This is a genomic window from Mycobacterium sp. DL99, from assembly GCF_004762045.1.
GTDB lineage: Bacteria > Actinomycetota > Actinomycetes > Mycobacteriales > Mycobacteriaceae > Mycobacterium.
Genome location: NZ_SJOM01000007.1, coordinates 2880695 through 2895127 on the forward strand (window position 1 = coordinate 2880695; position 14433 = coordinate 2895127).

The window sequence follows — 14433 nt, forward strand, 5'->3', positions numbered from 1 at the left end:
CCCGTTACTGCTTGGGTTGCTCGGGGTGGTCGACCGAGGTGGTCTGCTCGGTGTCTGCGTTCTCGGTGGCTCCATTGGCGGTCACGGCGGCGAACACATCGGTGTCGGCACGCTCGTCGGCCGCCAGGCCGTGGTGGCGTTGGCGGGGCATCGGCGGGGCGTGGCGGTCAACCAGCCAACGGCCGATGGTCACACCGGCGACCGCGAGCAGGAACACCAGAAGGGCGGTGAACGCCGCGAACGTGGTGACCTCGTTAAGCAGCGCATCGGTGTAGAGGCTCTTGTAGAACATCCCGATGAGCCACGCCACGGCGCCGCTGACGATGCCGGCGAACAGGCCGGCGATCAGCCAGGTCATCGCCATGTCGGCACGACGGTCCGGGTCCGGATTGGCACGTGCGTCATTCTGGCCGTCGAGTAGACCCCAGATCAGCACTCCGATACCGAACAACGTGACCAGCCCCAGGCTGAACCAGGTGGCATTACCCGGCGAGGCGTTGATCAGTGCTCCCTGCAGTAAGCGCACTATGACCATCGCTGTTGCGAACACCACTCCGCGCAGTAACCACTTGCTCATGGGGGCACACTGTAGCGAGTAGCGTCACAGACCGTGACTATTTCCCAGCGCAGGGATCGGCTGCGGCGTCGGATGACCGACTTGAGCCTGGACGCGATGCTGGTGACAGACCTGGTCAACGTGCGGTATCTGTCCGGATTCACCGGTTCGAACGCGGCGCTTCTGGTCCTCGCCGAGGATGCCACCCCGGTGCTGGCCACCGATGGGCGCTACCGCACCCAGGCCGCGCAGCAGTCCCCGGACGCCGAGGTGGTCATCGAGCGGGCCTGCGGGTCGCATCTGGCCGGCCGCGCGGCGCGTTGCGGGGCGCTGCGGCTGGGTTTCGAAAGCCACGTGGTGACCGTGGATTCCTTCGCCGCCCTGAAGAAGGCTGCCGGCGACACGGTCGAGTGGGTGCGCGCGGCGGGCACCGTGGAGGCCCTGCGCGAGATCAAGGACGCCGGGGAGATCGCGATGCTGCGGTTGGCCTGTGAGGCCGCCGACGCGGCGCTCACAGATCTGCTGGAGCTCGGTGGCCTGCGGCCGGGCCGCACCGAACGTCAGGTGCGGAACGAGCTGGAAGCCCTGATGCTCGATCACGGCGCCGACGGGCCGTCCTTCGAGACGATCGTGGCGACGGGCGCGAACTCGGCCATCCCGCACCACCGGCCCACGGATGCGGTGCTGGCGGCGGGGGACTTCGTGAAGATCGATTTCGGGGCCCTGGTGGAGGGCTACCACTCCGACATGACACGCACGTTCGTGCTGGGCCCGGCGGCACAGTGGCAGCGCGACATCTATGACCTGGTGGCCACCGCTCAGCAGGCCGGCTGCGAAGCGCTGGCCCCCGGGGTTTCGCTGAGCACGGTGGATGCCGCATCACGCCAGGTCATCGCCGATGCCGGCTACGGCGACAACTTCGGCCACGGCCTCGGACACGGAGTGGGGCTGCGGATCCACGAAGCGCCGGGAATCAATGCCGCTGCCGCCGGTACACTGCTTGCTGGCTCAGCGGTCACCGTTGAGCCAGGTGTCTACTTGCCCGATCGCGGCGGTGTCCGGATCGAGGACACCCTGGTCGTCGGAGAGGCGGCACCCGACCTGCTTACCCGGTTCCCCAAGGAACTGGCCATTTTGTGACAAAAGCTTAGGAGCTACACCCTCATGGCATCGACTGCCGACTTCAAGAACGGGCTCGTCCTGCAAATCGATGGACAGCTGTGGCAGATCGTCGAATTCCAGCACGTCAAGCCGGGCAAAGGGCCGGCCTTCGTGCGGACGAAGCTGAAGAACGTGGTGTCCGGCAAGGTCGTCGACAAGACCTACAACGCCGGTGTGAAGGTGGAGACCGCCACCGTGGACCGCCGTGACGCCACCTACCTGTACCGCGACGGCAACGACTTCGTCTTCATGGATTCCGAGGACTTCAATCAGCATCCGTTGTCCGAGGCGCTCGTCGGCCGCTTGGCCGACTTCCTGCTCGAGAGCCTGCCGGTGCAGATCGCCTTCCACGAGTCCGCGCCGCTGTACCTGGAACTTCCGGTGTCCGTCGAGCTCGAGGTTTCCCACACCGAGCCCGGCCTGCAGGGTGACCGCTCCAGCGCCGGCACCAAGCCCGCCACCATGGAGACCGGCGCCGAGATCCAGGTGCCGCTGTTCATCAACACCGGTGACAAGCTCAAGGTCGACACCCGCGACGGTAGCTACCTCGGCCGCGTGAATGGCTGACCATGCCTGACCGCCGTGGTGACCGGGGCCGTCACCAGGCCCGCAAGCGCGCCGTCGATCTGTTGTTCGAGGCTGAGGCGCGCGGTCTGACGCCGGAGGCGGTGGCCGATGGTCGTGCCGCGCTGGCCGAGGATCAGGCCGACGTCACGCCGCTCAACCCCTACACGGTGTCGGTGGCGCGCGGCGTCACCGAGCACTCCGCCCACATCGACGATCTCATCTCGGCGCACCTGCAGGGGTGGACGCTGGAGCGGCTGCCTGCCGTGGACCGGGCCATCCTCCGCGTGGCCGTCTGGGAACTGCTGCACGCCGAGGACGTCCCCGAACCCGTCGCTGTGGACGAGGCCGTCGAGCTCGCCAAAGAGCTGTCCACCGATGAGTCGCCCGGATTCGTCAACGGGGTGCTGGGCCAGGTGATGCTGGTGACCCCGCAGATCCGGGCCGCCGCCGCGGCCGTGCAGGGCGCGATCCAGGACCGCCCCGAACAGTAGGGACTGTCCCGGACATCGGGATCATCGATGCCGTTCGGTGCCACGATGTTGTTACGTGTGTTTTCACCCGTACCGACATCCGGAGGCCTTGATGGGACACGAGCCGAGAAGCATTGCGGACGTCGGCGAGGACGGCCTGCACCTGCACGCCTGCCCGCTGTGTGAGGCCATGTGCGGCTTGGAGATCCAGGTCTCCGGCGGCAAGGTGGCGAGCGTTCGGCCGAACAAGTCCGACCAGTGGAGTGCGGGGCACATCTGCCCGAAAGGCGCCTCGCTGGCCGCGCTGCACGACGATCCCGACCGGATCCGGCGGCCGATGATCAAGGTCGACGGCGAGTGGCACGAGGTCGACTGGGACACCGCGTTCCGTCGCTGCACCGAACTGCTCGCTCCCGTGATCGAGAAGCACGGTATCGGCGCGGTCGCGGCGTACACCGGAAATCCGCTGGCGCATTCGTTCTCGCTGTCCCGCTACTCGGCCATCCTGCTCGGCCTGTCCGGTATGCCGATCACCTACTCGCCGGGCACCATCGACCAGTGGCCGAAGAACCTGTCGTCGCACCTGATGTACGGCAGCTGGTGGGCCTTCCCGACACCGGACATCCAGCGCACCGACCTGCTGGTGGTGATGGGTGCCAACCCGGCGGCCTCGCAGGGATCGCTCTTGGCCGCCCCCGACGTGATGGGCATCATCGCCGGTATCCGTAAGCGCGGCAAGGTGATCGTCATCGACCCGGTGCGGACCCAGACCGCCGCCAAGGCCGACGAATGGCTGCCGATCACGCCGGGCACCGACGCGGCGCTGCTGCTCGGGATCGTCCACACCGTGTTCGACGAAGGGCTGGTCAATCTCGGCGAGCTGGAACAGCACCTCGACGGGGTGCCCGAGCTGCAGCAGGCTGTGGCCGATTGGTCACCCGAAAGGGTCGCTGCCGCAACGGGTATCGATGCGGAGCGCATTCGCGGCCTGGCTCGCGAGCTGGCCGGTACGCCGCGCGCGGTGGTCTACGGTCGGATCGGCACCTGCAATCAGGAGTTCGGCAGCCTGGCCAGTTGGCTGGTGGATGTGGTCAACATCGTCACCGGGCATTTCGACACCCCCGGCGGCGCGATGTTCGCCCGGCCGACGGCATGGACGATTACGAGCCAGCCGATCCCTGGGCTGGAGGACGGGGCGCCGAACTTCGGCCGCTACCGCACCCGGGTCCGCGGAGCCAAAGAGGTGCTCGGTCAGGTCCCGGTGTCATGCATGCTCGAAGAGATCACCACCCCCGGCGAAGGGCAGCTCAAAGCCCTGATCACCGTCGCGGGCAATCCGGTGCTCTCCACTCCCGGTGGCGACAAACTCGACGAGGCGTTGCCGCAGCTGGACGCGATGATCTCGGTGGACCTGTGGCTCAACGAGACGACCCGGCACGCCGATGTCATCCTGCCCGGCGCCTCGGCGCTCGAGCAGCCGCACTCCGCAGACCTGCTGCTGGGTGCGGCGATCAACAGCTTCGCCCGGTACTCGCCGCCGGTGTTCCATCGCGAGGATCCCGACGCACCGGAGGAATGGGAGATCCTGATCCGGCTGACCGGGCTGTGCACCGGAACCCCGGCCGAGGATGTCGACATCGCCGCGCTCGACGACGGTTGGTTCGACTACCTGTGCTTCACCCAGGGGCTCGACGGGGCCGAGATCCGTAAGCATTACGACCACGGCGGTCCCGAGCGGATGCTCGATCTGACACTGCGGACCGCCGCGTTCGGCGACCGGTACGGCGAGAATCCCGACGGTCTGACCCTGGACAAGCTCAAGGCCCAGCCGGACGGAATCAACTATGGGCCGATGGTGCCCCGGGTTCCAGAGGTGCTCGGCACCGCCGACCAGAAGATCCGGCTGGCCCCGCAGTATCTGCTCGACGACCTGCCGCGGCTGGCCGATCGTCTCGATCGCGCCCCCGACCAACTGGTACTGGTGAGCCGGCGGCATCTGCGGTCCAACAACTCCTGGCTCCACAACGTCGGCCCGTTGATGAAGGGACGCGACCGATGCACCCTGCTGATGCACAGCCAGGATGCGGCATCGCGGGGCATCGCCGATGGCGACAGCGCGGAAGTGGCCTCGGGCGCCGGGAAGATCGTGGTGCCGGTCGAGGTGACCGACGCGATCAAGCTCGGCGTGGTGTCGATGCCGCACGGCTGGGGCCATGGTCAGCCCGGCACGCGGCTTGGCGTCGCGAACGCGTCACCCGGGGTGAACACCAACATCTTGTCGTTGCCCGACTTCATCGATGAGCCGTCCGGAAACGGTGCGCTCAACGGCATCCCGGTCACGGTCAGCCGGACGACGATCTAGCGTTCACCACTCACGGAACATATCGAGTGCGCCCTGATGGGAGTCAATCACGTTGTATGACAGCGTGATTGCGATGAGCGCAGTGGGTCGCGGGTTGGTCCCGTCAACCACTTGGTTCCGGGGGAACGAGTAGTTCTTCTGGGTGGAAGTGGTGGTTGAGGGTGTCTTGACCGGTGTTCATCAGGGGTGGTGGGTGCCAGTGGGTGCGGCCGGTGTTTGGGTCGATGGTGGTGGTCCAGCCGAGGCCGGCCAGGCGGTTGTCGGGTCCGCAGCTCAGTGCGAGGTCGGGGGCGTTGGTCTGTCCGCCGTGTTGCCAGTCGGTTTTGGCGTGGTGGACCTGGCAGTGGTCGGCTGGTGCGGTGCAGCCGGGGCGGGTGCAGCCGCGGTCCCGGTTGTAGAGCAGCAGTCGTTGGGCTTTGGTGGCCAATCGTTGGGTGCGGGCCAGGTACAGGGGTTCTGCGGTGTGGTGGGTGTAGACGGTGAGGTAGTGAAAGCTGTGGGATGCCAAGCGAATGAGGTCTTTCATCGGCATCCGGATGCCTGAGCCGGTGACGGCGATTCCGGCGCCGGCTTCGAGTTCGGCGAGTGTGGTGGAGACGACCACGGTGACCGGAAGGCCGCCGTGTTGGCCGAGTCGTTTGGACATCAGCAGTTCCCGCAATGCGACTTTGAGCGCGTCGTGATTGCGCTGGGCCTGGGTGCGGGTGTCACGGCGGGCCGCCGCGTCCTGGTCCTGTTGGTCGTGAGCGATGCCTTGCTCGTGAGAGGCGTCGGGAGCCTCGTGAGCAGGACTGTATTGATCGTCCACGTCGGTCTCGGGCACGTCAGGCACTGCTGCGGTGTCGGGGGTGTCGACTGGGTTGGGTGTGGGGTTGTGGATCGGTTCGGGATCGGCGGGGTTGTTGATGCCCGGTGCACCCCACACGCCGGTGACGGTGGTCAGGTATGCCGCGGTCTCGGGGTCCAGCCAGCCCTGGACGTGTACCAGTCCGTCGGCGTCTTGTGTGCCGATCCGCAGCCCACGCAGGTGTGCTGCGACATCGGGTGAGTCGCCGTCTTGGTTGAGCAGATACAGCAGTTTGTCGGCGGCGGCTTTCAGTGTTTCGGGGGTGTCCCGGGTCGCCGCGGCCACCAGGTCGGATTCGATCTGGGCGAGTTCGGCGGTGCTGACGTAGTGGGCCGCTTTGCCCAGGGTGTCACCGATGATGGTGATGTGTTCGGTGTTGATCGTGCCGGCCAGCAGTGCTGTGGCGCAGGCGGGCAGTCGCGGTGCCAGTACCTCACCGCCGATGGCATAGCGCGGGCCCAGTTCGGCGGCGGCGGCCACGCGGCGTGCGGCTTGCTTGCCGCTGATCCGCATCCGGGTGGCCAGCACGTCCTTCCAGGACTTGCCGCCGATCTCGTGCGGGGCGGCCGCAGTCATCAGGGCGGCTTGGATCCGGTGATCGATCATCGCCTCGGTGCGGGCCTGCCGTTCCCGTTCGGACTGGAGCGCCAGCAACTCCGCGGTGGCGAACCCGGTGAAATCAGCATCGGCCAGCGCCGCGGTGGCGGCGCGGCGGCCGGCCTGGGCGGCCTGCACCACACCCCGGTCCTGCGCCAACCCGACTACCATGATTCGAACACTAGTTCGACATCCTGACAAGGATCCGCCAATTGGGACTCACGTGGTCAAAGTGGCCAAAGTTTTTCGGGCCCGCCTCGGGCTGACTCAATCGGATCTTGGCGACGTTTCGATCATCGCGATTTGTAAATTCTTGTCCGGGCCGAGGTGGCGCAATGCGAGCCGCAACGGCGGTTTCGCCAGGTACGGCTCGTCGGCCGGCGGCGCAATCAGTTAACCTGGGCAAACGGCAGATTCGCCGCACTGCGACACGCATGAATCGCCCCTTACCTTGAGTGCGTGTCGTCCCAGCCCGAAGCCCATCCTGTATCGCTGCCGAGTCGCCGTGCGCGTGCCGATCAGGCGCGCCAGGTGGCCGATGTACTGCGCCACCAGATCTACGAAGGCACGTATGACGGGGCCCTGCCGGCCGAGGCGGAGCTGGCCGCCGAGTTCTTCGTCTCCCGCAACACCATCCGTGAGGCTCTCGCCGTCCTCAAGACCGAAGGCTTGATCGACCGCGGCACCAAGGTGGGCACGCACGTAGCGGCCCGCAAGTACGACCACGGCCTCGACGCATTGGTGGGACTCAAGGAGACCTTCAAGGACTACGGCGACGTCCGTAATGAAGTCCGTGCCGTGCAGCGCCTCTCGGCCCCGCCCGCGGTGGCGCGCAAGCTCGCGCTGGAACCCGGCGCCCAGGTGGTGTTCATCGAGCGTCTGCGCTACCTCGCCGACCTACCGCTGTCGTTGGATCTGACCTACCTGACTCCCGAGATCGGCGAGCAGGTGATCGGTCATCCGCTGGAGAGCAATGACATCTTCGCGCTCATCGAACGCGTCAGTGGTCGCCGACTGGGTGGGGCAAGCCTTGCCCTGGAAGCGGTTTCGGCTGACCCGCATTCCGCCGCGACGCTGCAGGTACCGGCTGGATCGGCGCTGCTGATGGCCGAACGGCTCACGAGTCTGGACGACGGCACGCCCGTCGACTTGGAGTACATCAGGATGCGTGGTGACCGAATCACCATGCGCGGCAACCTCGTTAGGAGAGACGCATGACACTGGTCAATCAGCGCGCCGATGTCCCGGTGACCATCGACGAGTCACTGTGCATCGAGGGCTGCACGCTGTGCGTCGACGTGTGTCCACTGGATTCGCTGGCCATCAATCCCGAGAACGGCAAGGCCTTCATGCACGTCGACGAGTGCTGGTACTGCGGCCCATGCGCGGCCCGCTGTCCCACCGGCGCCGTCACCGTCAACATGCCCTATCTCATCCGCTAGAGGACCCGATGTGAAAACAGCCCTGATCGCCCTCACCGCCGGTCTCACGCTCGCGACCGCCGGCTGCTCCCTGGACTCGGCGACGAAATCGGCCGACACCGTCGACGTCGTCGTCGGCTACCAGTCCAAGACCATCAACACCGTCACCGCCGGAACGTTGTTGCGCGCCCAGGGGTACCTGGAACGCCGTCTCGCTGACATCACGACCCGCACCGGCACCAAGTACAACGTGACGTGGCAGGACTACGACACCGGCGCGCCGATCACCGCGCAGATGGTGGCAGAGAAGATCGACATCGGCTCGATGGGCGACTATCCGATGCTCATCAACGGGTCCAAGACACAGCCCAACGAACGCGCCAAGACCGAGATCGTGTCGGTCACCGGGTACAACCCCAAGGGTGCACTGAACATGGTTGTGGTGGTACCGGATTCGCCGGCCAAGTCGTTGACCGACCTGGCCGGCAAGAAGGTCTCGGCCAGCGTCGGATCGGCAGGCCACGGCATGCTGGTGCAGGCCCTCGGTAAGGGCGGGATCGACGCCAAGACCGGTGTGGAGGTGCTCAACCAGCAGCCTCAGGTCGGCGCGTCGTCGCTGGAATCCGGTCAGGTCCAGGCACTTTCGCAGTTCGTCGCCTGGCCGGGTCTATTGGTCCACCAGGGCAAGGCCAAGCTGCTCTACGACGGTGCCGAACTGAACTACCCGACCCTGCACGGTGTGGTGGTTCGCCGGGCGTATGCGGCTGAGCACCCTGAGGTGCTCGACGCGTTCCTGCAGGCGCAACTCGACGCCACCGACTTCCTCAACACCAAGCCGCTGGAGGCGGCCCGCCTGGTGGCCGAGGGCAGTGGGCTGCCGCAGGAGGTCGTTTACCTGTACAACGGGCCGGGCGGCACCTCGTTCGACACCACCCTCAAGCCGTCACTGATCGACGCGCTCAAAGGCGATGTGCCGTACCTGAAGTCGATCGACAATTTCGCCGACCTCGATGTGACCGGTTTCGTGCAGGACGGACCCCTGCGGGCGGCGTACTCCGCGCGCGGTCAGGACTATGACAAGGCTTTGAACTCGAACGCCAACCCGTCGGCGTTGGGCGGCACCGACCCGGTGTGCCACACCGCCGTCGACAATCCCGCCACGGCCGGCGAGCTCTGGCTCGACGGATCGGACACCACCACGGCGGCCGCGACGCCGGTCTGCCTGCTCAAGGCGATCCGGCAGGCGGAAGGCGAGGGCAAGAAGGTCCGCGCCGCCTATGTCTCCGACGCCGAGTTGGGCACCCGGTGGTTCGCCGACAAGTCCGTGTGGGTGCGGCTGCCCGCACCGGGCGCCGAGGGCTTCCTACCGTTCGGAACCCAGGCCGGTGCCGAACGCTATACCGCTGCGCATCCCGGCGCTGCGATCGTCGACTACCGCCAAGCGCTGGCAGGTGCGGTGTGACCACCACCGATACCCCGCCCGTCACGGTCGGCGACCCTCCCGTCGACCCGGCGGAAACCCATCACCGCCGCACGCCTTCGGTCTGGCCGCATCGTCTGGTGCGGCTGGCCTCGGTGGTCGGCGCGGTCGTCCTCTGGCAGCTGCTGACCGCCAACAACGTGCGGGTGGGGCTGCGGTTCGACACTCTGCCGACCGTCACCGAAATCACCGCGGCCCTGGTGAACCGGCTGGGCACGCCGGAGTACTGGCTGGACCTCGGCCAGTCGCTGATCCGGATTCTCACCGGGTTCGGGGTCGCCGCGGTGGTCGGTGTGATCACCGGAATCCTGCTGGGGCGCACCGCCTGGTTCGCCGACATCTTCGGTCCGCTCACCGAGTTGGCCCGGCCGATACCGGCGATCGCCATCGTGCCGGTGGCGATCCTGCTGTTCCCCAGCGATGAGGCGGGAATCGTGTTCATCACGTTCCTGGCCGCCTACTTCCCGATCATGGTCAGCGTCCGGCATGCGGTGCGTGCGCTTCCGACCATCTGGGAGGACTCGGTGCGCACCCTCGGTGGCGGTCATCTCGACGTGCTGCGCCAGGTGGTGCTGCCGGGCATCCTGCCCGGACTGTTCGGCGGGCTCTCGGTCGGCATGGGGGTTGCCTGGATTTGCGTGATCTCGGCCGAGATGATCTCTGGCCGCCTCGGTGTGGGTTACCGCACCTGGCAGGCGTACACGGTGCTGAACTATCCCGACGTGTTCGTCGGCATCATCACGATCGGCGTACTCGGTTTCGTGACCGCCGCGGCGGTCGAGTTCATCGGCCGGCGGGCGACGCGTTGGTTGCCGCGCGGTGAGGAGGTGACGCGATGAGCCCCACCGACACCGCTAGCCGGGCCGCCACCGGAATGCGATTGGAACTCGATCGAATCCGGTTGTCCTACACCGGCACTCCGGTGATCGACGATCTGAGCCTCACCGTCGAGCCCGGTGAGATCCTGGTGCTCACCGGTCCGTCGGGGTGCGGGAAGTCCACGGTGTTGCGCGCGTTGACCGGGCTGCTGCGGCCCGACGCCGGCCGGGTGCTGGCCGACGGCGATCCGGTCACCACCACCTCACGGGACCGCGGCATGGTGTTCCAGGACAGTGCGCTGCTGCCATGGCGCACGGTGCGGTCCAACATCGAGCTGGCCCTGCAGCTGCGGGGTGAACCCAAGGCGGGTCGCCGCGAACGTGCCGACCGCTGGATCGCCGAGGTCGGCCTGTCCGGATTCGCCGAGTTCCTGCCGAAGAACCTGTCCGGCGGTATGCGGCAGCGGGTTCAACTCGCACGCGGGCTGGCCGGTGCGCCCCGTGCGGTCATGATGGACGAACCGTTCGCCGCGCTGGACACCCAGACCCGGGCGGCTATGCAGCGGTTGCTGATCGACACCTGGCAGGCCCATCCGACCACGATCGTGTTCGTCACCCACGACGTCGACGAGGCGCTCACGCTCGGTGACCGCGTTGCGGTGCTCGGCCGTGCCGGACAGCCGCTGCGCACCCTCATCGAGGTGGCCCAGCCCCGAACCGACCATCCCGAACGATCCGCGCTGCGCGCCGAGATCATTGCCGCCCTGGAGCAACCGTGACCGAATTGACCCAGATTCCCGATATTTCAGACGCGATTCGCATCGACTGCGACGTGCTGGTGATAGGCGGTGGCACCGCGGGCACCATGGCGGCGTTGACCGCCGCCGAGAACGGCGCCCAGGTGCTGCTGCTGGAGAAGGCCCACGTGCGGCACTCCGGAGCGCTGGCCATGGGCATGGACGGCGTCAACAACGCCGTCATCCCCGGCAAGGCCGAGCCCGAGGACTATGTCGCCGAGATCACCCGGGCCAACGACGGAATCGTCAACCAGCGCACCGTCTATCAGACCGCGACCCGTGGGTTCGCGATGGTGCAGCGGCTCGAACGGTACGGGGTCAAGTTCGAGAAGGACGAGCACGGTGAGTACGCCGTGCGGCGTGTGCACCGTTCGGGCTCCTATGTGCTGCCGATGCCCGAGGGCAAGGACGTCAAGAAGGCGCTGTACCGGGTGCTGCGCCAACGCTCGATGCGCGAGAAGATCCGCATCGAGAACCGGCTCATGCCGGTCCGTGTGCTCACCCAAGGGGGAAGGGCGGTGGGTGCGGCTGCATTCAACACCCGCACAGGAGAATTCGTCACGGTGGCGGCCAAGGCCGTGATCCTGTCCACCGGCGCGTGTGGCCGCCTCGGGCTTCCGGCCTCGGGATATCTGTACGGCACCTACGAGAATCCCACCAACGCCGGCGACGGATATGCCATGGCCTACCACGCCGGCGCCGAACTGTCGGGAATCGAGTGCTTCCAGGTCAATCCGCTGATCAAGGACTACAACGGACCGGCGTGCGCCTATGTGGCCAACCCATTCGGTGGCTATCAGGTCAATGCGTTGGGGGAGCGGTTCGTCGACTCCGACTACTGGTCGGGCCAGATGATGGCCGAGGTCAAGGAGGAGATCGAATCGGCCCGCGGGCCGATCTACCTCAAGGTCAGCCATCTGCCCGATGAAACACTGACCACGCTGGAGAACATCCTGCACACCACGGAGCGACCCACCCGCGGAACGTTCCATGCCAATCGCGGACACGACTACCGCACCCACGACATCGAGATGCACATCTCCGAGATCGGCTTGTGCTCAGGGCATTCCGCCTCCGGAGTGTGGGTGGACGAGCATGCCCGCACCACGGTGCCCGGCCTGTACGCGGCCGGAGATCTGGCGTGCGTTCCGCACAACTACATGATCGGCGCCTTCGTATACGGCGATCTCGCCGGCGAGCACGCCGCCTCGACACTGTCGGATGTGGCTGCGCCGGTGGAGCTTCCGGACGATCAGGTGGCCCAGGCCCACGAGCTCATCTATCGTCCGCTGCGGCACCCGGACGGTCCGCCGCAGCCGCAGGTCGAGTTCAAGCTGCGGCGGTTCGTCAACGACTATGTGGCACCGCCGAAGACCGCCACCAAGTTGTCGATCGCGGTGCAGACCTTCGAGCGCATGACCACCGAGGTCGAGGGCATCGGGGCACGTACCCCGCACGAGTTGATGCGCGCCGCGGAAGTGTCCTTCATCCGGGACTGCGCGGAGATGGCGGCCCGGTCCTCGCTCACGCGCACCGAGTCACGCTGGGGGCTGTACCACGAGCGGGCCGATTTGCCGCAGCGCGACGATGCGCAGTGGCGCTACCACCTCAACCTCTACAAGGACGCCGACGGCGCCATGCAGTTCGTGAAGCGGCCGGTGGCACCGTATTTCGTCGCGGTGCCGGAGTTGGACCACCTGACTTCCCACGATCCGGTGACCACCGTCGAACAGCCCCACCTGCACGGCGGCCGGGCGCCTGCCGCCGAACGCTCCCGGGTGCGCCCGGCCGGATCCGCGCAACCGCCGTCACCACGTATCGCGGCGGTCCTGGCGTTGGAGGAGCCCTCCCTGGAGGATCTGAGCGCCTACCTGGCAGATTCCGACCCCGGCGTGCGCAGAACCGCGGTCGCCACTCTCGTCGAGCATCTGCCCGACGGGTACCAGCCCGTGCTGGTTGCCGCACTGGCTGATGGCGACGCCGAGGTGCGACGGGAAACCGCGGATGCGGTACGTGAACTCGTCGAGGTCCTGCCCGACCCGGGCGCTTTCGCCGACCGGCTGGAGTCCGCGGACCCGGTGGTCCGTGCGGTCACGGTCTACCTGTTGAGTTCCCGGCGGGTCGGCGACGCCCAGGCGTACCGCCTCGCGTCGACCGATTCCGATCACCGGGTGCGGATCGAGGCGATGCGGGCGCTGGTGTCGGTCGACGACCACACCGGGGTGGCGGCAGCCACCGCCGACGAGAACCGGGAGGTCCGGATCGCCGCGGTAGGCGGACTGGCGACCCTGCGTGCCGGCGCCGATGCGGTGCGCGGGGCGCTCGACGACACCGATCCGCTGGTGCGGGCGGCGGCCCTGGCGGCACTCGGCGCGGTTGGCTGCACCGGGGACGACGTGGTCAGTGTCGAGAAGGCGTTCACGGAGTCGGCCTGGCAGATCCGCCAGGGCGCGGCACGGGCGTTGGCCGGGGCCCTACCGGAAGTGGCGGTTCCCACCCTGTCGCGGGCGCTGGACGACCAGCATCTCGATGTCCGCAAGGCCGTTGTGCTGAGCCTGAGCCGGTGGGCGGGTTCGGAGTCGACGGCCCGTCAGGCACTCACCGTGGCCTTGGACGACAGTGATGCCGATGTGCGCGCGTACGCCCGCCAGGCTTTGGCCGGGTGAGCGGCGGCGCACCCGCGCGGCTTGGGCGAGTACACCTTTGGCGAGATCGGCGAGGGGTTCGGGCTGCCTTGCCAGAACAGCAAGTTTCGTGTCGGAAGGCGCCGCTCCGGTGATACTGGGTGCCGCAGTCAGACCCTCCCGAGTGCAGGAAGGAGGCCGGTGGCCACCAGCCAACACCGCCGACACGACAATCCGCCGCCCCGTACCGCGAACAGCGAATCCGAGGTCTTGCGCGGATTTCTCGATTACCTCCGCACGTCGATCGCCGCGAAGGTCGACGGCGCACCTGAACCGATGGCACGGACGACGTCGGTGCCATCGGGCACCACGCTGCTCGGCCTCCTCAACCACCTGACCTACGTCGAACGGTGGATCTTTCTCGGGGACGACGTCACCGACTGGCAGGCAACGTTCTCGGTCGAACCGTCGGACAGCATCGCTGATGTCGTCGCCCGCTACCGGAAGGCAGTTGAGTGCGCCAACGAAGTGCTCGACGACTGCACCGATCTGTCTGCACCGGTTCCTCGACCGCGGCCGGGAGGGCCCGCACCCACTGTCCGTTGGGCACTGGCTCACATGATCGAGGAGACCGGCCGCCATGCCGGCCACGCTGACATTCTGCGCGAACTGATCGACGGCGCGACCGGCCGGTGACCCAGCGGCAGCACCGAAGTTTCCCGCTAGGCGCTCA

Annotated in this window: 13 protein-coding genes; 11 read left to right on the forward strand and 2 right to left on the reverse strand. The window is 67.2% G+C overall.

What is annotated here, in order from left to right:
• Nucleotides 1-4 precede the first annotated feature (4 nt).
• Nucleotides 5-577, reverse strand: coding sequence for a B-4DMT family transporter (locus EYZ64_RS14395; protein WP_135454112.1), 573 nt, complete (start codon nucleotides 575-577; stop codon nucleotides 5-7).
• A gap of 33 nt (nucleotides 578-610) precedes the next feature.
• On the opposite strand from EYZ64_RS14395, the gene EYZ64_RS14400 reads away from it, so the two are divergent.
• The 4 genes from EYZ64_RS14400 to EYZ64_RS14415 all read left to right on the forward strand — a co-directional run bounded on the left by EYZ64_RS14400 (nucleotide 611) and on the right by EYZ64_RS14415 (nucleotide 5116).
• Nucleotides 611-1696 carry a M24 family metallopeptidase gene (locus EYZ64_RS14400; protein WP_135454114.1) on the forward strand — a complete coding sequence of 362 codons (1086 nt, stop codon included), beginning with the start codon at nucleotides 611-613 and terminating at the stop codon, nucleotides 1694-1696.
• Nucleotides 1697-1720: 24 nt separating this feature from the next.
• Nucleotides 1721-2284 (forward strand): elongation factor P, encoded by a 564-nt coding sequence (efp, locus tag EYZ64_RS14405; RefSeq protein WP_044518154.1) that lies wholly within the window; start codon nucleotides 1721-1723, stop codon nucleotides 2282-2284.
• A 2-nt stretch (nucleotides 2285-2286) separates the two neighbouring features.
• Nucleotides 2287-2775 carry a transcription antitermination factor NusB gene (gene nusB / locus EYZ64_RS14410; protein WP_135454116.1) on the forward strand — a complete coding sequence of 163 codons (489 nt, stop codon included), beginning with the start codon at nucleotides 2287-2289 and terminating at the stop codon, nucleotides 2773-2775.
• A gap of 91 nt (nucleotides 2776-2866) precedes the next feature.
• Complete coding sequence (locus EYZ64_RS14415) at nucleotides 2867-5116, forward strand: molybdopterin-dependent oxidoreductase (RefSeq protein WP_135454118.1); 2250 nt, start codon at nucleotides 2867-2869, stop codon at nucleotides 5114-5116.
• A 103-nt stretch (nucleotides 5117-5219) separates the two neighbouring features.
• On the opposite strand, the gene EYZ64_RS14420 is transcribed toward EYZ64_RS14415, so the two are convergent.
• Complete coding sequence (locus EYZ64_RS14420; protein ID WP_135454120.1) at nucleotides 5220-6731, reverse strand: HNH endonuclease signature motif containing protein; 1512 nt, start codon at nucleotides 6729-6731, stop codon at nucleotides 5220-5222.
• A gap of 288 nt (nucleotides 6732-7019) precedes the next feature.
• On the opposite strand from EYZ64_RS14420, the gene EYZ64_RS14425 reads away from it, so the two are divergent.
• The 7 genes from EYZ64_RS14425 to EYZ64_RS14455 all read left to right on the forward strand — a co-directional run bounded on the left by EYZ64_RS14425 (nucleotide 7020) and on the right by EYZ64_RS14455 (nucleotide 14396).
• A complete protein-coding gene (locus tag EYZ64_RS14425; protein ID WP_286174902.1) occupies nucleotides 7020-7778 on the forward strand; it encodes a GntR family transcriptional regulator in 759 nt (252 codons plus the stop codon).
• The gene (locus tag EYZ64_RS14430; protein WP_003880761.1) at nucleotides 7775-8002 is read left to right on the forward strand and encodes a 4Fe-4S dicluster domain-containing protein; all 228 of its coding nucleotides are present in this window, start codon (nucleotides 7775-7777) and stop codon (nucleotides 8000-8002) included. Before EYZ64_RS14425 ends, EYZ64_RS14430 begins: the two co-directional genes overlap by 4 nt.
• A 10-nt stretch (nucleotides 8003-8012) precedes the next feature.
• A complete protein-coding gene (locus EYZ64_RS14435; protein ID WP_135454122.1) occupies nucleotides 8013-9443 on the forward strand; it encodes an ABC transporter substrate-binding protein in 1431 nt (476 codons plus the stop codon).
• The gene (locus EYZ64_RS14440) at nucleotides 9440-10300 is read left to right on the forward strand and encodes an ABC transporter permease (protein WP_286174905.1); all 861 of its coding nucleotides are present in this window, start codon (nucleotides 9440-9442) and stop codon (nucleotides 10298-10300) included. The genes EYZ64_RS14435 and EYZ64_RS14440 overlap by 4 nt, the downstream gene beginning before the upstream one ends.
• Nucleotides 10297-11058: an ABC transporter ATP-binding protein gene (locus EYZ64_RS14445; protein ID WP_135454124.1), complete on the forward strand. Its 762-nt coding sequence runs from the start codon at nucleotides 10297-10299 to the stop codon at nucleotides 11056-11058. The genes EYZ64_RS14440 and EYZ64_RS14445 overlap by 4 nt, the downstream gene beginning before the upstream one ends.
• A 5-nt stretch (nucleotides 11059-11063) precedes the next feature.
• Nucleotides 11064-13742, forward strand: coding sequence for a fumarate reductase/succinate dehydrogenase flavoprotein subunit (locus tag EYZ64_RS14450; protein ID WP_135460007.1), 2679 nt, complete (start codon nucleotides 11064-11066; stop codon nucleotides 13740-13742).
• Nucleotides 13743-13901: 159 nt separating this feature from the next.
• The gene (locus EYZ64_RS14455) at nucleotides 13902-14396 is read left to right on the forward strand and encodes a DinB family protein (RefSeq protein ID WP_135454126.1); all 495 of its coding nucleotides are present in this window, start codon (nucleotides 13902-13904) and stop codon (nucleotides 14394-14396) included.
• Nucleotides 14397-14433 lie beyond the last annotated feature (37 nt).

Excerpts from the sequence above, each read along its gene's own strand:
- EYZ64_RS14395 (WP_135454112.1), bottom strand. The coding sequence starts at position 577 with ATGAGCAAGTGGTTACTGCGCGGAGTGGTGTTCGCAACAGCGATGGTC.
- efp (WP_044518154.1), top strand. The coding sequence starts at position 1,721 with ATGGCATCGACTGCCGACTTCAAGAACGGGCTCGTCCTGCAAATCGAT.
- nusB (WP_135454116.1), top strand. The coding sequence starts at position 2,287 with ATGCCTGACCGCCGTGGTGACCGGGGCCGTCACCAGGCCCGCAAGCGC.
- EYZ64_RS14415 (WP_135454118.1), top strand. The coding sequence starts at position 2,867 with ATGGGACACGAGCCGAGAAGCATTGCGGACGTCGGCGAGGACGGCCTG.
- EYZ64_RS14420 (WP_135454120.1), bottom strand. The coding sequence starts at position 6,731 with ATGGTAGTCGGGTTGGCGCAGGACCGGGGTGTGGTGCAGGCCGCCCAG.
- EYZ64_RS14430 (WP_003880761.1), top strand. The coding sequence starts at position 7,775 with ATGACACTGGTCAATCAGCGCGCCGATGTCCCGGTGACCATCGACGAG.
- EYZ64_RS14445 (WP_135454124.1), top strand. The coding sequence starts at position 10,297 with ATGAGCCCCACCGACACCGCTAGCCGGGCCGCCACCGGAATGCGATTG.